The sequence below is a fragment of the Maridesulfovibrio sp. genome (assembly GCF_963677005.1).
In the GTDB taxonomy this organism is placed as follows: domain Bacteria; phylum Desulfobacterota; class Desulfovibrionia; order Desulfovibrionales; family Desulfovibrionaceae; genus Maridesulfovibrio.
Genome location: NZ_OY781616.1, coordinates 1,261,799 through 1,279,521, shown reverse-complemented (window position 1 = coordinate 1,279,521; position 17,723 = coordinate 1,261,799). Strand labels below are relative to the sequence as shown.

Here is a 17,723-nt window from a genome sequence, read left to right as displayed (position 1 = left end):
TACGGACGGCCCTGTTACATATGGGCTGCCCGGGAAACCCAATTTGTGTTTCGTGTCCGAGCCGAAGAGAAAATCAGGAGAAAGCAATGAAAGTTTATTATGAAAATGACGCCGATCTGGGTCTTCTTAAAGACAAGACCGTAGCGATCATCGGTTACGGCAGCCAGGGCCATGCCCACGCACAGAACCTCCGCGATTCCGGTGTCAAGGTTGTTGTTGGACAGCGCCCCGGCGGTCCCAACTACGAACTGGCCAAGGAACACGGCTTTGAACCCGTCAGCGCTGCAGAAGCTGCCGCACAGGGCGATCTGATCATGATCCTCCTGCCCGACCAGGTTCAGGCCGCTGTCTACAAAAATGACATCGCTCCCAACCTGAAGCCCGGCAACATCCTTGCCTTCGGTCATGGTTTCAATATTCACTTTGAACAGATTGTTCCCACTCCCGATGTTGACGTCATCATGGCTGCTCCCAAGGGACCCGGTCACATGGTTCGCCGCACTTACACCGAGGGCGGAGGCGTTCCCGCAATCGTAGCAGTTTACCAGAATGCTTCCGGAAAAGCTTTCGATATCGCTCTTGCTTATGCAAAAGGTATCGGCGGAACCCGCTCCGGTGTACTGGAAACCACCTTCCGTGAAGAAACCGAAACAGACCTTTTCGGTGAACAGGCTGTTCTCTGCGGCGGTCTTTCCGAACTGATCAAAGCCGGTTTCGAAACTCTGGTTGAAGCAGGTTACAAACCTGAAATGGCTTACTTCGAATGCCTGCACGAGATGAAACTCATCATCGACCTGATCTACGAAGGCGGCCTTGCCAACATGCGTTACTCCATTTCCGATACTGCCGAATACGGCGACCTTACTCGCGGTCCCCGTGTTATAAACGCAGAAAGCCGCAAGGAAATGAAAAAGATCCTCTCCGAAATTCAGCAGGGTGAATTCGCTAAGGAATTCATCGTAGAAAATATGTCCGGAAAGGCTCATTTCAGTGCAATGCGCAGAATCAACCGTGAACACCAGATTGAAAAAGTCGGTGGTGAACTCCGTAAGATGATGAGCTGGCTCAAGAAATAATGAACAGCTTTTTGTGATATTTAATAGGGCCGTACAAATTTAAGTTTTAATTATTGAGACTTTTTTTTGTGCGGTCCTATTGCTCTTTTATTCCGATTGGGGTAAGGGGCTAAATAGGAAACCGGATTTCAGCCGAATATCATAGATTGTCTTTATGGGTATTTAGTTGAATTGCCCATGGCTCTGGACTGCCCTCTGGGTCAGGGTAAAAGTGTGGTGGCGAATTAAGTGATTCGAGCCGGCTGTCTGGGTTGTTTTAAGCATTAACGTTTTATGGAGTTTTTTGAAATGTCGAAGAACATTTACGTGGGAAATCTTCCCTGGAATTCTTCCGAGGAAGATGTACGGGCTGCTTTTGAAGAGTTTGGTGAAGTAATTTCTGTCAAACTCATCAATGATCGTGAAACTGGCCGCCCCCGCGGATTCGGCTTTGTTGAAATGGAAGATGAAGGTGCTGTACAGGCTATCGAAAATCTCGATGGCAGCGTATTCGGCGGCCGTAATCTCAAGGTCAACGAAGCTCGTCCCCGTGAACCACGTCCCAGACGCTGGTAATTTGTCACATTTTGGGATAAAGCCCCTTTGGGCGCGGTGAGGACGACGGGTCCTTGCCTGAACCAATTTGTACCTAAAGACAGTCTCGATGTTTTCCGGGTTCCGGAAAAGGTCAAAAGTTAAGCCCGCTGTCGCTTTTGCGTAGCGGGCTTTCTGTGATTTCTACCTAATAATCAAGAGGATTAGTTTTGGCTAAAGAAGAAGGCATTTCTGTAAATGGTGTCGTGGAGGAAGCTCTCCCGAATGCAATGTTCCGTGTGGAACTTGAAAACGGCCATGAAGTTCTGGCACATATTTCCGGCAAGATGCGTAAATTTCGCATTAGAGTCATGCCCGGAGATAAGGTCACAGTAGAACTTTCGCCCTATGATCTGACTCGCGGCAGAATTACCTACCGTCCCCGGTAGTCGACTGTTTCTGCCTCCACGATATTCCATACAATGGAATACCCCATGCGGGGTCGGCTTGCCGGCCCCGTGGGATGGCGGTATTTTTTATTCCTTAAGAACTGCCGCAATAAGCCTGCCTGTCTGTTTTTCAATTCAGGCTATTTTTATGTCTATCAGGGGTGTACCGTCTATTGCTTCAAGCGGATGCACCTTAACTTTCAACCCTTCTATCCCGGTCACTGTTACCGGATGCAGGCCTATCGGGTTGGGACGGTCTGGTGAACGTGTAGCAAAGACCCCTCTTTTGGGCCTGTTTACGTCTCCGCGCGGATGAACCCGCAGATAGGTCCTGTCCGACTGATGCAGCCATGTCAGTAGAATTATCCGTGATCCTTCCTTAAGGCCGTCGAGAGCATCGGCATATTCCTCGTTTATTTCGATTACCGCCTCAACATCACCCTCGGTTCCCTGTTTAGGAGCCTCACTTCTAGTTTTAATGCTGGAGTAGATGTGGCCGATTATTTTCAACGTGGTATCCATATTGGTCTCCCTTGTTGATTTATACTGTTATAGGTAGCGGGCAGTCAGTATGAAAATTAACTGTATGTTAAGCAACTATCCATTCAGCATTGAATCCCTATTTTGAAAAATGGTCAAACCCTGAAGCGGAAAAATTGTTGCCGTTCAAAAGCAGACTGCGGTCTTCCGTTACTGTTCCGATCGCCTGCAGGCCCGGAATGGTGCCTACAAGTTCGGCAAAGCCCTCCGGTTCGGCAGCCCCGAGCAGGGCATAGTCCTCGCCGCCAAGAAATGCGTGTTCTGACGGGGAAATACTTTTTGCCTGCGCGTAAGTAATTATTTCCTGATGCAGGGTATGCTCCGGTATTTCTATCTTTGCGCCGGGACTACCTTCGCAGCAGCCCAGAAAACGGGGCAGGTCTCGGGCCAGACCGTCCGAGACATCCATCAGCCCCCGTACGCAGGAGGCTGCAGCAAGCTGCTGGCCGGCCTGAATTCTCATTTCGGGCCTAAGGTGCGCATTTACACTGTCCTTATATTTTACACTTGCGGCAGGACCTTCTTCTTCCAGAGCCAAAAGCCCGGTACGCGCAAGTCCTACGGGGCCGTGAAGGAACAGGATATCTCCGGGGAAAGCATTTCCTCGAGTGAGAAAACGGTTTCCATTTCCGTATTCGCCCCATACGGTCACGGAAATACCCAGAATGCTGCCGCCGGAAAGATCTCCGCCTGCAAGTACAAGTCCGTTTTGCGCAGCCAGTTCCGCCATTGATTGAAAAAACTGATCCCAGAATCCGTATTCAAGTCCGGAGGGAATAATCAGTCCAAGGGCAAAACCGCGTGGAGAACCGCCCATGGCAGCGATATCACTGATATTTACCGCAAGCGCTTTGTAGCCGATATCACCCGGCGAGAAGTAGGAACGGCGGAAGTGCACATCCTCCAGAAAAAGATCCTTGCTTATGCAGAGTTCACTTTCGGCGTGGAGTATTGAGCAGTCGTCACCGCGTCCGAGGGTGACATGCCCGTTAACGGCAGGAAAATATCTGTCTATCAGGGACAGGAAATCCTGTTCGGAGCCTGGTCCGGTCATTCTTTGATCCTTCCTAAAAATTACAACAGCTCGACGTAGTCCTCGACAATGACCTTGGGGCCGAAGCCGGGAAAATTTATGCGCAGTTTATTCGGTTCAATGCGTTCAATTATCTTTCCGCGACCAAATATTTTGTGTTTGCAAAAGCCCATTTTTACGGGAGCAGCCGTTTTCTGTTCAGGAGTGCTGCTTGCCTTCTCTTCATTGAAATTCGGTTCGGGATCAGCTTTTTTCATTACCATCCCGCCTGAATACGATTCCTGAAGCACATCAAAAAGGAGCGAATTCAGTTCTCGGATAAAGGGACTGGGTATAGCCGGTTCTGAAAAATCAGTGTTCCTGCGATTTATGGAAGCCGGGGCGGAGAGAATTAGTTCTTCCTTTGCTCTGGTGCAGGCCACGTAGAGCAGACGGCGTTCTTCCTCGTATTCGTTAGGTTTCTGCATTGATTTGCGGGAAGGGAAACGGTCTTCCACAAGATCGAGAATTATTACGGCTTTCCATTCCAGTCCCTTTGCGGAGTGGATTGTGGATAAGGTGAGCGCGTTTTCCTTTTTTTCCTCTTCGCTGTGCTGATCAGGGTCAAGGCACAGGTCGGCGAGAAATGTTTCCACCTCATTGTAATTGGAAGCAATCTGGCCCAACTGTTCTATTCCGGCTTCGCGGCGCGGGTAGTCATCCGGGTATTCTGCTACAAGAATAGGCTTGTAGAGCGGGACTATGACTTCCAGACAGGTGGCGGGTGATGAATTTTTCCTGCGCAGCCCGTCAAGGTCGGAGAGTATTTCTTTAAGCAGGGGATATTTACTCGTATATTTCGAAACTTTTTTGGAGTCTGCGGCCATCACGGTTTCGGCAATTTTGATGGCCGTCTTCGGACCGACACCCTTGATGTGGCCGAGAGTGCGCTGCCAGGCGATTATATCCGCCGGGTTGCTGACCAGCCGCATGAAAGCCAGCACGTCCTTGATGTGCGCCGCCTCGTTGAACTTAAGACCGCCGTATTTTTTGAAATCAACACCAAGTCGTTTGAGGGCCACTTCCAGACCGTAACTCTGGTATCCGGCTCTGAACAACACAGCAACTTCATCTGGGCCGTATTTTTTCTGGAGTTCGATTACCCGGTCCAGAACTCGGCCGGACTGGCTGAAGTCGCTTAGGGGGATCATCAGCTTCGGCTTATCGCCCCAGGTGCGGTCGGTGAACAGTTTCTTGTCGAATTTTGTTTCCGCGCCATCAAGTATGGCGTTGGTCAGGTCCAGAATGGGCTGGATGGAGCGGTAGTTCTGCTCAAGTCTGACTATTTTTACGCCATCAAATATTTCCGGAAATTTTAGTATGTTGCTTACGTCCGCACCCCTGAAGGAATATATGGACTGGGCATCATCGCCCACTGCCATGACATTTCCTTTCTCTCCGGCCAGCAGTTTGACTATACGCGCCTGAACAAGGTTGGTGTCCTGATATTCATCCACCATTATGTACTGGTAGCGGCTGCGCAGCGAATTACGCAGGAAACTGTCTGTTTCCAGCAGGGTTTCAAGATGGAAGAGCAGATCATCGTAGTCCATGAGACCGTGCTGCTTTTTGTAAACTGCGTATGCCTTGGCGATTTCTTCCATTTCCTGCGCATAAGGGGCCAGATGGTAGGCTTCGGAACTGATCAGCGTATCGATTGATACTTCCTTGTTGCGTGATTTGCTGATCATATCCAGCAGGGTGGATTTCTTTGGATAGGACCGGTCCTTTTTACCGAACCCGAGGCCGTCCTTAACTTCCTTTACCGCGCCTTCGCTGTCGCTTCTGTCCATCAGCGAAAATCCGTTCGGAAATCCTATCTCAGCGGCATTCTGGCGAAGCACGGAAAATGCGAACGCGTGAAAGGTTCCGCCGTTTGTCCCGTGCAGCGGTCTGCCCAGAATCTGCTCCGTCCTGTTGAGCATTTCCAGAGCAGCCTTGCGGGTGAAGGTCATCAGCAGGATGGATTCCGGCGGAATTCCCTGCTCCGCAAGCCATGCAAGTCTGTAGACAATGGTGCGCGTCTTGCCGCTGCCTGCGCCTGCTATAACCAGCACAGGACCCTGAGGATGGGTGGCGGCTTCATATTGTGCCGGATTCAGTTCTTTTTCAAAATCTATCATGTTGATTCTTGTTCGGGTTCGGCCTTGGAGGCGGAAATTTAAATACTCGGCAGTCGGGCAATCAGGATTCCGACATTCAGAAAATCAGGAACCATTGGTATCCTTTTCCGTTCCGGCAAGTCAAATGCAAGTAGGGCGTTCATGGGGGGCGTGTCTTGCCCATGATTTGATATGTTAAAACAGGGTCCTCTATTGCTGGAACCGAAACGGATATGTTTGGCAGGTCAGGGCAGGGGTATTCCGAACCAATCGAGGAGCATCCGCCCTGTCTGGTGCATGAATTCAATCTGTTCGTCGTCCGAACTGTAGAAAAAAGCATCTTCGCGTGTGTGGGTCCCCGTCCGGCCGTGAAATCCGAAGACCTCGCTGCGGTCGAATTTGGCCTTGAGGTCGAATCCCGGCTTAGCGATGCAGATCAGGTCCGGCGGCATTCCTTCAGGATCGGTTCCGTAAGCTTCTGTACGCAGCAGCACCTTGTCCATAACCTTGACTCCGTTGAACTCCAGCTTCATGAGTCTGTCACGCAGTTGCGAGGAGAGTTCGGTGATCCTGTCCGGTGAAATATTTCCCCGCGAAAAACGATCCGGGGTATGAATATAAATTCTTCCGGGATCAAGGGCGAAGGCAGCGGAATCGGAGCTGATGACAGAGGAATCCCATTGATCGGATGGTGGAGTGCTGTAGCGCAGGTATCCGTTGCGGACAAGGAATGCGTTCAGGTCTACCTCTGTTTCAAGGGAAGTGAAACCGTGGTCGGCAAAGGCGATGAGTTTTTTGGGGCCGGGCAGGGCGTCGAATTTGTCCAGCACGGTTCCGAGCGCTTTGTCCCACTTGTGCATGAATTCTGCTGCGCGTCCATACTGGGGGTGATCCCTGTCTTCGAAAGCCGGATAAAAGAAGTGAAACAAACGGTCCGTCTCGGTAAAAACAATGGTGAACAGGTCCCAGGCCAGATCGTTCCAGAGGAGTTCCAGAGCCTTCAGTCTGCCTGCAAGGGTCATGGAGACCTGTTCGAAAAGATAATCCGGGTCCATTATTCCCCGTGAAGTATCCGCTTCAAGCACGTAGCCTGCTTCCCGGAGAGGGCCTAGCAGAAAAGGGGGATAAACCGCTTTTTCCATTGTCTCGGATACGAATCCGGAGACCAGCATCCCGCGGAGTTGTTTTGCGGGGTAGGTGTTCGGCAGGTTGACAATCTTGCTGACCAGTCCTTTCCGCCCCAGGAGGTCGAACACGGTCGGGCAGAGCACCTGACTGAAATTGTTTATGGAAAGGGTGTAGCTTTCGGGGTGGATGGAGGTAAACCCGTATACCCCGTGTTTCTGCGGAGGTTCGGCGGTAAAGAAGGAAGTCCAGTTCACCGGCGAGAGTTCCGGGATTTCGGCCGTGAGCGGTTCACATTTTCCTGCAATGCGGGCCAGGTTCGGGAGTCTGTCCGCCCATTTAATGGCCAGTGAGGCCGGAAGACCATCCAGCCCCACCACCACAAATCTTTCTCTTTCCGGTGAAGTAAAAAGCAATTCAATCCCCCGCCTTGTTATGACCGGAATTCAGTAATTTCAATCTGCGGCTTTCAGACCGACATCAGAGAACGGTGATTTCGTATTTTTTCATGAAGTCAATCGGATTGTAGGACATTTTAGCCTTGCGCAGTCCTTCTTCACCAAGGTCCTGTTCGCGGTTGACAAATTTTTTGTCGCTGGCGTTATTTTCCAGAAACATCTGGTTGATAGCCTGATATACGCCCTTGAAGTAGGTGTTACCCTTCTCGAAATGGATGACGATGGTGTCTTCGCCCAGAGGTTCCGCAATGGTGTATGCGATTATGCGATTGCCGATGCGCAGCGTGCCGCCGGTGAGATTCTTGATTGTGTCCATCTCCTTGAGCACTTTTGCGATGGCCTCGTTTTCCGCCTCCAGTGCGTCGGAACTGTTGTTTTCCTCCTGCCAGCGGTACCATTCAAGCTGCATTTCAAGGACTTCTTCGACGCAGTCTGCTGTTATTTCGCGGTATTCATAGTCATACTTTTTCATGAACTGGCGGAGCAGGTTCTTTTTTTTGTGAAATTTGTTGCCTCGCAGTTCAATCAGTTCCTGCACTGAATAGACATAATCGAAATGACCGCGGTTTTCTTCAATCTGCAGTCTGTTTCCGAAGATTCCCTCCAGGTGCAGGGCAAGTTTCTCCGGCACGCGGGTAAATTTTGTGCCCGGAGTATTCATGAGACTGCATTTGGCCCAGTCCACGTTGAACCAGTCTCCTATTGGCGCCCAGTTGACTGTTTCCGGTTTTGTCTGGCGGACGTGGATCAGATTTTCTTCTCCGCATTTGAGTTCCAGACCGTAGTAATCGGTCCAGCCCCAGATGTTGGAGAATGTGTAATCCGAGGTGTGTTGCGGGCATACAGCCAGCGCTTTATCAAATTTATCCTGACATTCAAGTGTGATCGGCTTGAATTCGTTATGCATTTGCAATCCTTTTATGATTTTTCTTTTTAATCATGCTGAACTTCTGCCAATTACGGCACGCGAAAGTGTAAAAAATGATAGCTGCCTGCAATCCCTGCGAAATAAGCATGGCCATCCAGATGCCGGTTGCGGAATGCATAATCTCGTGCCCCAGCATGTAGGCCAGCGGCAGCCTGCATCCCCACACGGTGATGCCGAAGATGAACAGGTTGTAGAGCGTGGCTCCGGCTCCGTTCAGAGCACCGGCCATGATCATTGTGGTCAGTGTGAAGGGAATCGCAAGCATATTATAATACAGATAGTTTACAGCTTCATCAAGGACCACCTGTTCCGGAGCTATGATCGAGGTAACCGGATAGATTACCTGCCAGAGCAACAGGGCGGTTATGCTCAGAAATCCTATGGCCAGAAAGAGAATTCTGAACCCGAATTTTTTTGCTTCTTCCGGTTTACCGTCCCCCAGATAGTGGCCGATAATGATAGATGCGGTCATGTTGAACGCAAATGCCGGCAGAAAAAGGATGGATTCGATCCTTATCCCTGCGGTCATGCCGGCAAGGGCGATGATGTTGTTCTCCGGCAGGGTTGCGGTTATGGAGTAAAGCACCATGTACCCGGAATGCCAGACCAGTTGCATCAACCCGCTGGGCCAGGCCACTTTGAACAGATACGGAAATGCCTTTTTCATCCAGCGAAGCGGGGCCAGGCATCTGCGGCGCAGATATCCCGTCCTGTAGAGTACTGCCAGGTTGAAAAGTGCCCCGGCGGTTATGGAGCCGAAAGTCGCCCAGGCCAGCCCCATGTAGCCCATGTCCGGAAAACCCCACAGCCCCATCCCAAGCCCCAGGTCTCCGATAGTGTTCAGAGTTGTGACTATGATCATGCTGTACAGAGGCATCATAACTTTTTTTTGCGCCCTGAAAACGGCGTTGGTTATGATGAGCATGTAATAGATGGGCACGAGAAACAGGAATACCTGAATAAAATATTCCATTATTGAGCGCAGCTCTCCGGGGACCCTTAATATGGAAAGTATGCCGTTGCGGAAAGGGTATCCTGCTGTGAAAATTACAAGACCGGTTATGGCGCCAAGTATACAGCATAATCCTACGTATCGTTTGGCCCTCAGATTTTTCCCGGCCCCAAGGGACTGGCTGATGGCGGCGACAGCTCCGTTGGCCGTGGCAACGGCAATGACCATGAAGAATACCAGCGATTGGCTGATCATCCCCATGGAAGCCTGAATTTCTCTTCCAAGTTTGGATGCCACCCATACGTCGACCAAGCCTATCGTAAGGTGGAAAAACATCATTAATATTTGAGGCCATGACAGATTCCATATTGTTCTGTACGGGGCGTTTGTCATGTCCGCGGTGCTCATGTTCATACTGTGAAAAGTACTCCGGATTCCTTATTTGCTGAAATTCAGCATATATTGGATAACTTGTTGATTAAATCGGAATAAAGTCTGATTTTGCGCAGGGGCTTTAACTTAATTACGGTTTCAATAAATGCAAGGGTTGTTTTCAGTCGTGTGAATTTATGTTATGAAAAACATACATGCTGATTACGAAATGTATCTGGAGGACTGCTGATGTCGGATGAAGAAGAATTCTGCCCGCGGGTTAGACTTAACCTCTGGTTGGAAACAGAAGAAGGAATGCTGTTCGGTCTTGGAAGAGCACAACTTCTGGAGCAGATAGAAAAACAGGGGTCGCTTAACAAGGCGGCCAAGGCACTGGGTATGTCTTATCGGGCGGCCTGGGGCCGTCTGAAAAATACTGAAGATGTTCTGGGCGAATCTTTAGTCCTTAAAACCAGAGGGCGTAAAGGGTGCAGCCTCACTCCTCTTGGTGAAAGGATTCTTGAGGATTACCGTCAGTGGGCGCAGGAGGTCGAAAATTTTGCAGTGATGACTGCGCGTAAATCTTTTCCATGGAAAATTGCCTCCTTTGAGGAGGATATGGAACGTATCAGAAATGCTGAAAAAGATTCAGAGTAGAGATTCTGATAACAACGTGTCTTTTTATAATCTGTTTTTGTAGCATCCGGTCTGTCCTGATCACAGGGGCTGGACATTCTCCGCTGATCATGGAGTTACACTCTAGCCGGCCTGCCGGGAATGTGCCTGCAAGGCACAAGAAAAAGCATGAAACGAAACGTATATGACATACGCCCGGTTTCATGCTTTTTTCATTAACGCAGCAGACAGCGCTTCATCGGCAGCCTGCGTGAAGAAGAGAGGTTATTTGGAACCGCCACACCCTTTGCAGGCAGGGGCACGATATCCGCCTTTTCCCTTGGGTATTCCGTTGGGGCGCACATTTCCCATGGAAACAAGTTTTTCACATTGGTCGCTGCCGCATTCCGGGCAGACCGCTTCAATTCCCTTGCCGGGCATGATCAGTTCGTCAAATTCCTTGCCGCATTTGGAACATTTGAATTCATAAATAGGCATTTATAACTCCTGCAAAGCTTCAGTTCTTTTAAAGACAACCTATTCAGGTTGAGGTCTAGGGGTAAGAAAATTCAGCGGGCATTTCAAGGAAAAATATAGCATCTGCATTTTAGATTGTTGCCGGGCCTCGGTAAGGAAACTGAATTGACTCCTTGTTAAGACCTATGCTGCTGCCACATGAATTTTTTTTATCCGGGCTGTTCCGAGGCGAATAAAAAAGCTTCGCAACAGTACATCGCGAAGCTTTTTGAGATATTTGAATCAAATATTTTTATCTTAATTTCATTTTTTTTGCTTTTTCGTAGGTGTCCACAGTAATCATGTTCAGCGTCAGCAGGGCTGATATCATATCAAGATTTTTTTCCTTGGCGTATCTTTCCGCCTTTTTGTACTGGCCCATTCCCACCAGTTCCGTATCTATCAACCAGTCCTGCAGGGATGAGGGGGCAGACGGGGCTGTGTCCTTTCTGGTATTGTTGCTTTTCAAGTCTCTCTTCAGGTTTTCAAGCTCTCTCTTGAGTTCCCGTCTTCTCAGGCGCAGTTCTTTCTGTTCCTCGTTCAAGGATTTTTCCATTTCAGTTATCATTTCGTTTTTGGTGTCAAAACCTGCAGAAATGGATTTGCATACGAGAACAGTTCCAACTGCCCCTACAGCTATCAGCAGCAATACGATAATCATCAGAAGTCCATAAAAATGAGTATGGTTACCCGGCGTTATCCGGAAAAATCGTCAAGTTCTTCAAACCGGTTACGTACAGAGTGGATTTCTTTTTCCAGAAGAGAAATTTCGGTGCGGATCATATCCATGGATTTATTCATGTGCGCTTCTTTAATCTCATATGCTTTTTTGCGTTGAGCAAATTTTTCATTCCTTGAAGAATAAGTGGAAAAAATTATAAAAGCGAATATGATAAATGAAATCAATATAGTGACTATTTCCAACATTGATCCGTCCTTTATTTAAAAACATCCGAACTTTAATTTATCCTGATGAATTACTCAAGGAAAATAACTATAACTGAAGCTGTAACACACTTTATGAGGACGTCCGGGTACAGTTAGTCTTATTTTTTGTGTCAGTCATATTTATATTTCAGGTGAAGTAGGGTAGCATGTGACCTGAGTTTATTAGACTAAAATGATCGCGGCAGGGAGTTTAATGCAGAATTCAAAGATGTTTGAAGACGATGAGCTTCTTTTTTCCGGAGAGGAATCGGAAGAGTCCGGTCTTGAGCCTGTTGAGCCGTGGCGCGTGCTTATTGTCGACGATGAACCGGATGTTCACTCAATGACCAGAATGGTTCTTGGAGATTTCATTTTCGAAGGAAGGAATCTTGAATTCAGCAGTGCATACAGTGGCGAGGAATCCTTAAAAATACTGGAGAAGGAACTCGATTTTGCGGTCATTCTTCTCGATGTTGTCATGGAAAGCAACACTGCGGGGTTGGATGTTGCCTTACGCATTCGCGAGATGCTTAACAACAGGTTTATAAGAATAATTCTGCGTACCGGCCAGCCCGGTTTTGCTCCGGAGCATAAGGTCATAACAGAGTTGGATATCAATGATTACTGGCAGAAGGCGGAGGTTACATCGCAGAGGCTGGCAACATCCATGACAACGGCTCTGCGGTCCTACAGGGATTTGCTCAAGATAGAGAGCAACCGTACCAGTCTGGCCCGTATGGCCATGTCCGTGGCCCATCAGATAAGAAACCGGACAATGACAATCAATGGTTTTGCCAATCTTGCCTCCAGAAAACTTGAGGACAGGCCGGACACCCTGAAATATCTGGAAACCATTTCCGAGGAGACCGGAAGGCTTGAAAGGATTGTGGACAGTGTTTCCGATTTTGCGGCCATAAGTTATTGCGACCATTCCGAAACAGACATCGAAGCTGCTGTTTCTGAAGTCTTTGAAAATATAAGGAGCTTTGCTGCCGATTCGGGCCGTGATGTTAATTTTGATATTTCTGTTGAAAAAGTGTCCATTGACGCGAAAACTGATCTTTTCAAAAAAGTAGTTGAAGAGTTGTTGAAAAATGCGGTGTTTTTTTGCAACAGGGAAAATCCTCAGGTGGGCTTGTCCGTCAGGGTGGAGAAGACTGTATGCTGCATCGAAGTAAGTGACAACGGACAGGGGGTGGATGCGGACGACCTGCCGTTCCTCTTTGACCCGTTTTTTACCAAAAGACCGGATGCTGTGGGAATGGGACTCAGCATCGTCGACCGTATTGTCTCCGGATACAATTGGGGAGTTGCTGTCGGCAGGTCTGACTCCGGCGGGACTGTTTTCAGTGTCAACATCCCGATGAAAAATATGCGAACATGAATTTAAGAGGTACCAGAGAATGACTGCTGACGAAAAAATGTTCGATGAAGATGAACTCCTTTTTGCGGAAGAGAATCCGGAGGATGATAACGGAGTACTGAGAGAGAAGAACTGGAAGATTCTTATCGTGGATGACGAGGAGGATGTTCACAGTACCACACGTCTGGTCCTTGATGATTTTGAATTCGAAGGCGCCGGCCTTGAGTTCCTGAGCGCATATACGGCAGAAGAAGCTCTGCAGATAATAAAAAATGAACCGGATATCGCAGTTATTCTTCTGGATGTGGTTATGGAGACAAACCATGCCGGGCTTGAACTTGTGCGTACCATCCGCGGGGAACTGAAGAATACCATGGTCAGGATTATCCTGCGTACCGGGCAACCGGGGCAGGCCCCTGAACGCAAGGTTATAATCGAATACGACATCAATGATTACAAGCACAAGGCGGAGTTGACCGCACAGAGACTTTTCACGTCCGTGCTCTCCGCGCTGCGTTCATACCGCGATATTCAGATCATTGAGCAGAACCGCAAGGGGCTCAAGCACATTATCGAAGCATCAGGCGACCTGTTCAAGGAAAAGTCCGTAAACAAGCTGGCGCAGGGGGTCCTGACACAGGTTATTTCCCTCATGGGGCTTCGAGATTCGGTATACATGGAAGGTAACGGTGTGGCGGTTTCCAGTGCGGACCACAAGGATATGCAGGTAATTGCCTCCACCGGAAGGTATGCTTTCTGCAAAAGTTCCGTGGATGACTGCAAGGAACTGAACGAAGAAACGCGTGCCAGATTCAAGGAAATCTGCAGAATCGGGCATGGCTGTTTTATGGGCAACGATTATATCGGCTATCTTCCAACCAGGATGAAAGGTTCCCATCTTTTGTATGTGGAAGGTGAAGGTCGCAGTTTTTCCGAGCAGGATGAGGATCTGCTACGAATTTTTTCCGACAATGTCGGTGTTGCATTCGATAATATTTATCTCAATCAGGAGATTCTCGATACCCAGAAGGAAATAGTGCGCATGCTCGGTGAAGTAGTGGAGTTCCGTTCCAAGGAAACAGCTTTTCACGTCATCAGGGTTTCCGAAATAGTTCGTATTTTAGGACTGGCCATGGGGCTGGATCAGATGGAGGTTGATGAACTCTATTATGCTTCTCCCATGCATGATGTAGGAAAGATAGGCATTCCGGATTCAATCCTGCTCAAACCCGGCAAACTGACCCCGGAAGAACTGGCTATTATGCGCACGCATACAGAGATCGGTTACAGCATCCTGCGAGCCAGCAACAGGAAGCTGTTGAAAACTGCTGCTACCATCGCTCACGAGCATCACGAATACTGGGATGGATCCGGTTATCCGCAGAAGTTGCAGAAGGATGAAATAAGCATTGCCGGACGCATACTCTGCATAACTGATGTTTTCGATGCTCTTTGCAGTGAGCGTGTCTATAAGAAGGCGTGGCCTGTGGATCAGGCTTTGGATTATCTGAAGCAGAACAGGGAGAAGATGTTCGACCCTGATCTTGTGGATTTGTTTTTTGATAATCTGGACAAGATCATGGAGGTCCGTAAAAAGTATCAGGATTGATATTCCGGCTTGTCGCTGGATAAGTATCTTTTCTTTTTTCTTGTTATGCCCAGCGGTGCCGCATAAGAAATCCCCCGAATAGATTCGGGGGATTTTGTTTGAGCGGTGAGTGCCTCTGTTGAAAACGTCCATCTGTTTCCAGTGCGTAGGAAACGTCTTCGGCAGTGTCAGGGGCCTTTTCTGTATATAATCGCTTATTCTGACTTATTTGTTTTTCTTCCAGGAAATTTCTTCTCCCTTGGCGAGACGGTGTATATTGGCCCGGTGCGTCCAGAAGATCAGAAGAGTTACTCCGCAGGCCAGCGGAACCATTCCCACAGACCCCGTAAGCAGACAGAAGATAGGCAGGGCTATGGCCATTGTCAGAGAGCCCATGGAAACAAATCCGGACAGCAGGATGACAATCAGCAGGCAGATGAGTGAATAGAACAGCGCTGCAGGTGCAAGCGCCAGGAATACTCCAATGACAGTCGCCACTGCCTTGCCCCCTTTCATGTCCAGAAACATTGAAAAGACATGTCCCAGAACTGCTGCGGCGGCAACAAGAGAGATAAACAGCCAGTTGTGGCTGTACTGGGCAGCCATGATTACCGGAACAAAGCCTTTGGCCACATCCAGTATCAGGGCTGCAACTCCGTATTTGAATCCGCACAGGCGGGCCACGTTGGTTGCCCCTGTGCTTCTGCTGCCTTCATTGCGGATATCTATTCCGCTGCAGATTTTACCGATAAAGAGCCCGAAGGGGATTGACCCCAGAAAATATGCGAAAACCAGCCAGAATATCCAGAGCATTCTCTAACTCCTTTCAGTTTTTGCGTTTCCGGTCTGAATAATCATAAGGACCGTCCCATAGCCTCCGCGGACCGGGCCTTATTCTCAGCCGTGAATTAGTTTTTACGTTGTAATCATGAACGGCGGATTTACGCCGTTACAATCTGCAATACCGAGTTACACATATGCCAAATTTAGTCAAAATAACAGTCTGAAATTCAAGGACTGCAGCTCTTATTCCTCAAGGGCTTCCGCGACCCGCAACTCATTTGTGAGCGGGTCTATTCTGCTGAAGCGGATCTGAAACATCTGCCCCGGATAGAGTTTGTCACCGAGCATGGGTTTGGGCACCCTCACGTTGATCTGTATATGGGGCATTGCCAGCGTTGCCAGCGGTCCGCTGGCATCCACAAGAACGGAATGCTGCCAGGCTTTTTTGTTCTGGAGCAGGTAGAGCAGTTTCCAGTATCTCGGCCTGAATCTCTGGATTTTGAGTACTGGTTGCAACCGGAGTTGCAGGGACTCTGCCAGATCCATCAGTTCTTCCTCTGTCCATTTTGCCTTTCCGTTGCTCAGGTAGGCGCAGAGTTGAGCCATATTCAGAAAATCCGCATAACGGCGCAGAGGGGATGTGATGGGGCTGTAGCCTGAAACAGCCAGTGTTGCGTGTTTTTTGGGATTGGTATCCATCTGGGGCGGGATCATCTGACGAACACGCTCGTAAATTTCGTGCGGCTCAGTAACAATGCCGCTTAGATCGGACGGCAAAACAATTTCCTGGGTCCGGTAAAGAAGCGGGAACCCATGGTCTTTCGCAAACCGGCCAAGCCCGGAATTGCACAGGATCATGAATTCGCTGATAATCTGGTCTGCACGTGTAGTTGGGTCTTTTTCATCAATGACCACTTTCACCTGCTGCGGCCAGCCTTCAAGTGCCAGTTCCGGTTCCGGTCTGCGGATAACCACGGCACCGTTTTTTATGCGATTGGCCAAAAGTTTTTCGGACAGCTCATAGGCTGCGGCCATTTCTGCATCGCTTCCGTTCTCGAGCATCTGCTCCACAGCCAGGTAAGTGGAGTTGTCCGTAAGTTTCACCCATCCGGTTGCAGGGGTCACGGAATCCAGATTGCCGCAACTGTCCAACTCGAAAGTTGTGATCAGGGCCGGCCTGATTTCCCCCTCGAACAGGCTGAAAGCCCCGATTCCGAGACTTTCCGGCATCATGTGGCTGGTGCCTTCCGGAAGGTAGATGCTGGTTCCCCGGTACATTACCGCCTGATCCAGTGCGTTGCCGAATTCCCAGCCCATGCACGGTCTGGCCAGGGCAATGGTCAGGGTGTAGCCGCCGTCATCCCGTTTGACCAGATTGAAGGCATCGTCAATATCACGTGTTGTTGCGGAGTCTATGCTGCGCATGGGCAGGGGGCAGGGTGTCCCGGCTTCCCGGAGTACGCTGTCCACAAGCCGGTCTATTTCTTCGCGGTGTTCTTCCGCCCATGAATCGTCAAAAACATAGTCTGCTTCATTAAGCAGGTAATTGTGGTGGGGGTGGACAATGCCCCATCCCTGTGCCAGCAGCAATGGAAGGTGCGGGTGATCCGGGAGTCCTTTTTTGAGGATCGTCCACATTTTGTTTGATTTTTCATCGTCTTTCCCCGCAATGCGGTTCAAGAGAAAAATTTTGAGTCCCTCGGCGATTTCAGCAGGCATTTCTGGGATTCTATCCGGAGTGAGTTTTCCACCGGTATCCCTTGCCGTCCATATTCTTTTGAAAAGTTCCTGCCCGGCATTTAGAATTTCTTCGTAAGCTTTCTCCTCAGCCTGTCGCTGGAGCCGTTCCTGAACTTTTTCTTCGGTGTATATGATAAAATCAGGCTGCTGATACTTGAAGTGCGTTTTCGCCGCGATCATTGCCCTTCCGAGAGCGGAAATACGATCAGGATCAGGAGTTTCCCACAGCAGTCCTGCGAACCATTCCAGTGGAGCCTTTTCCAGTTCTCCCTGAGCCAGTTCCCATATTTCCATGGTATCAAGCCCGGCCTGCAGTTCTCCGCGCTTTTCCTGATGAGAAACCATTAAATCCAGCATTTCCTGCCGGGATGCCGACTGTGAATATTGAGGACCGACCCAGGGCAGGATTCTGGCCGCAGGCATTTTTACTTCGCGCTTGTTGATGGTGTAAAGCTTCAGTTTACCGGACTGCTCTTCCATCACGAAAGCAAGCTGCGGCTGGTTGCCGTGCATGAATTCTACAATATTTCCTGGCGCAACGTACCGCCCTTCCTTGAATAGGGACATGTAATTCCTTCCGGGAGAGTTTCTCTCCCGTACTCCG

Annotated in this window: 16 protein-coding genes; 6 read left to right on the top strand and 10 right to left on the bottom strand. The window is 49.3% G+C overall.

Annotated elements, in window-relative coordinates; all coding sequences use genetic code 11:
- The first annotated feature begins 86 nt into the window (after positions 1-86).
- From ilvC to infA, 3 genes are all read left to right on the top strand, one after another.
- The gene (gene ilvC, locus ACKU4E_RS05960; protein WP_320170160.1) at positions 87-1,076 is read left to right on the top strand and encodes a ketol-acid reductoisomerase; all 990 of its coding nucleotides are present in this window, start codon (positions 87-89) and stop codon (positions 1,074-1,076) included.
- A 288-nt stretch (positions 1,077-1,364) separates the two neighbouring features.
- Positions 1,365-1,631 (top strand): RNA-binding protein, encoded by a 267-nt coding sequence (locus ACKU4E_RS05955; RefSeq protein ID WP_320170159.1) that lies wholly within the window; start codon positions 1,365-1,367, stop codon positions 1,629-1,631.
- A gap of 188 nt (positions 1,632-1,819) precedes the next feature.
- Positions 1,820-2,038, top strand: a complete 219-nt coding sequence (infA, locus tag ACKU4E_RS05950; protein ID WP_320170158.1) for a translation initiation factor IF-1 — start codon at positions 1,820-1,822, stop codon at positions 2,036-2,038.
- A gap of 135 nt (positions 2,039-2,173) precedes the next feature.
- Here infA and tsaA read toward each other — a convergent pair whose 3' ends face one another.
- From tsaA to ACKU4E_RS05920, 6 genes are all read right to left on the bottom strand, one after another.
- Positions 2,174-2,560 (bottom strand): tRNA (N6-threonylcarbamoyladenosine(37)-N6)-methyltransferase TrmO, encoded by a 387-nt coding sequence (tsaA, locus tag ACKU4E_RS05945; RefSeq protein ID WP_320170157.1) that lies wholly within the window; start codon positions 2,558-2,560, stop codon positions 2,174-2,176.
- A gap of 97 nt (positions 2,561-2,657) precedes the next feature.
- Positions 2,658-3,632 (bottom strand): thiamine-phosphate kinase, encoded by a 975-nt coding sequence (thiL, locus tag ACKU4E_RS05940; RefSeq protein ID WP_320170156.1) that lies wholly within the window; start codon positions 3,630-3,632, stop codon positions 2,658-2,660.
- Positions 3,633-3,652: 20 nt separating this feature from the next.
- Entirely contained in the window at positions 3,653-5,773 is a 2,121-nt protein-coding gene (locus tag ACKU4E_RS05935; protein ID WP_320170155.1) for an ATP-dependent helicase, read from the bottom strand.
- 224 nt (positions 5,774-5,997) lie between these two features.
- The gene (locus ACKU4E_RS05930; RefSeq protein ID WP_320170154.1) at positions 5,998-7,293 is read right to left on the bottom strand and encodes an alkaline phosphatase family protein; all 1,296 of its coding nucleotides are present in this window, start codon (positions 7,291-7,293) and stop codon (positions 5,998-6,000) included.
- 64 nt (positions 7,294-7,357) lie between these two features.
- The gene (locus ACKU4E_RS05925) at positions 7,358-8,242 is read right to left on the bottom strand and encodes a phosphatidylglycerol lysyltransferase domain-containing protein (RefSeq protein WP_320170153.1); all 885 of its coding nucleotides are present in this window, start codon (positions 8,240-8,242) and stop codon (positions 7,358-7,360) included.
- Positions 8,235-9,629: an MATE family efflux transporter gene (locus ACKU4E_RS05920; protein ID WP_320170152.1), complete on the bottom strand. Its 1,395-nt coding sequence runs from the start codon at positions 9,627-9,629 to the stop codon at positions 8,235-8,237. The genes ACKU4E_RS05925 and ACKU4E_RS05920 overlap by 8 nt, the downstream gene beginning before the upstream one ends.
- Before the next feature lie 207 nt (positions 9,630-9,836).
- Between ACKU4E_RS05920 and ACKU4E_RS05915 the strand changes: the two genes are divergently transcribed.
- The gene (locus ACKU4E_RS05915) at positions 9,837-10,244 is read left to right on the top strand and encodes a LysR family transcriptional regulator (protein ID WP_320170151.1); all 408 of its coding nucleotides are present in this window, start codon (positions 9,837-9,839) and stop codon (positions 10,242-10,244) included.
- Positions 10,245-10,487: 243 nt separating this feature from the next.
- Here ACKU4E_RS05915 and ACKU4E_RS05910 read toward each other — a convergent pair whose 3' ends face one another.
- Both ACKU4E_RS05910 and ACKU4E_RS05905 read right to left on the bottom strand, forming a co-directional pair.
- On the bottom strand, positions 10,488-10,700 hold the full coding sequence (locus ACKU4E_RS05910) for a zinc ribbon domain-containing protein (protein WP_320170150.1): 213 nt from the start codon (positions 10,698-10,700) through the stop codon (positions 10,488-10,490).
- A 271-nt stretch (positions 10,701-10,971) separates the two neighbouring features.
- Positions 10,972-11,379, bottom strand: coding sequence for a hypothetical protein (locus tag ACKU4E_RS05905; protein WP_320170149.1), 408 nt, complete (start codon positions 11,377-11,379; stop codon positions 10,972-10,974).
- A 480-nt stretch (positions 11,380-11,859) separates the two neighbouring features.
- Between ACKU4E_RS05905 and ACKU4E_RS05900 the strand changes: the two genes are divergently transcribed.
- Positions 11,860-13,029, top strand: a complete 1,170-nt coding sequence (locus tag ACKU4E_RS05900; RefSeq protein WP_320170148.1) for a hybrid sensor histidine kinase/response regulator — start codon at positions 11,860-11,862, stop codon at positions 13,027-13,029.
- Positions 13,030-13,048: 19 nt separating this feature from the next.
- Positions 13,049-14,617, top strand: a complete 1,569-nt coding sequence (locus ACKU4E_RS05895) for a DUF3369 domain-containing protein (RefSeq protein ID WP_320170147.1) — start codon at positions 13,049-13,051, stop codon at positions 14,615-14,617.
- Between the two features lie 204 nt (positions 14,618-14,821).
- Here ACKU4E_RS05895 and plsY read toward each other — a convergent pair whose 3' ends face one another.
- Complete coding sequence (gene plsY, locus ACKU4E_RS05890; protein WP_320170146.1) at positions 14,822-15,409, bottom strand: glycerol-3-phosphate 1-O-acyltransferase PlsY; 588 nt, start codon at positions 15,407-15,409, stop codon at positions 14,822-14,824.
- Positions 15,410-15,622: 213 nt separating this feature from the next.
- A complete protein-coding gene (locus tag ACKU4E_RS05885; protein ID WP_320170145.1) occupies positions 15,623-17,686 on the bottom strand; it encodes a ribonuclease catalytic domain-containing protein in 2,064 nt (687 codons plus the stop codon).
- Positions 17,687-17,723 lie beyond the last annotated feature (37 nt).

Excerpts from the sequence above, each read along its gene's own strand:
- ilvC (WP_320170160.1), top strand. The coding sequence starts at position 87 with ATGAAAGTTTATTATGAAAATGACGCCGATCTGGGTCTTCTTAAAGAC.
- ACKU4E_RS05955 (WP_320170159.1), top strand. The coding sequence starts at position 1,365 with ATGTCGAAGAACATTTACGTGGGAAATCTTCCCTGGAATTCTTCCGAG.
- tsaA (WP_320170157.1), bottom strand. The coding sequence starts at position 2,560 with ATGGATACCACGTTGAAAATAATCGGCCACATCTACTCCAGCATTAAA.
- thiL (WP_320170156.1), bottom strand. The coding sequence starts at position 3,632 with ATGACCGGACCAGGCTCCGAACAGGATTTCCTGTCCCTGATAGACAGA.
- ACKU4E_RS05935 (WP_320170155.1), bottom strand. The coding sequence starts at position 5,773 with ATGATAGATTTTGAAAAAGAACTGAATCCGGCACAATATGAAGCCGCC.
- ACKU4E_RS05925 (WP_320170153.1), bottom strand. The coding sequence starts at position 8,242 with ATGCATAACGAATTCAAGCCGATCACACTTGAATGTCAGGATAAATTT.
- ACKU4E_RS05920 (WP_320170152.1), bottom strand. The coding sequence starts at position 9,629 with ATGAACATGAGCACCGCGGACATGACAAACGCCCCGTACAGAACAATA.
- ACKU4E_RS05915 (WP_320170151.1), top strand. The coding sequence starts at position 9,837 with ATGTCGGATGAAGAAGAATTCTGCCCGCGGGTTAGACTTAACCTCTGG.
- ACKU4E_RS05910 (WP_320170150.1), bottom strand. The coding sequence starts at position 10,700 with ATGCCTATTTATGAATTCAAATGTTCCAAATGCGGCAAGGAATTTGAC.
- ACKU4E_RS05905 (WP_320170149.1), bottom strand. The coding sequence starts at position 11,379 with ATGATTATCGTATTGCTGCTGATAGCTGTAGGGGCAGTTGGAACTGTT.
- ACKU4E_RS05900 (WP_320170148.1), top strand. The coding sequence starts at position 11,860 with ATGCAGAATTCAAAGATGTTTGAAGACGATGAGCTTCTTTTTTCCGGA.
- ACKU4E_RS05895 (WP_320170147.1), top strand. The coding sequence starts at position 13,049 with ATGACTGCTGACGAAAAAATGTTCGATGAAGATGAACTCCTTTTTGCG.
- plsY (WP_320170146.1), bottom strand. The coding sequence starts at position 15,409 with ATGCTCTGGATATTCTGGCTGGTTTTCGCATATTTTCTGGGGTCAATC.
- ACKU4E_RS05885 (WP_320170145.1), bottom strand. The coding sequence starts at position 17,686 with ATGTCCCTATTCAAGGAAGGGCGGTACGTTGCGCCAGGAAATATTGTA.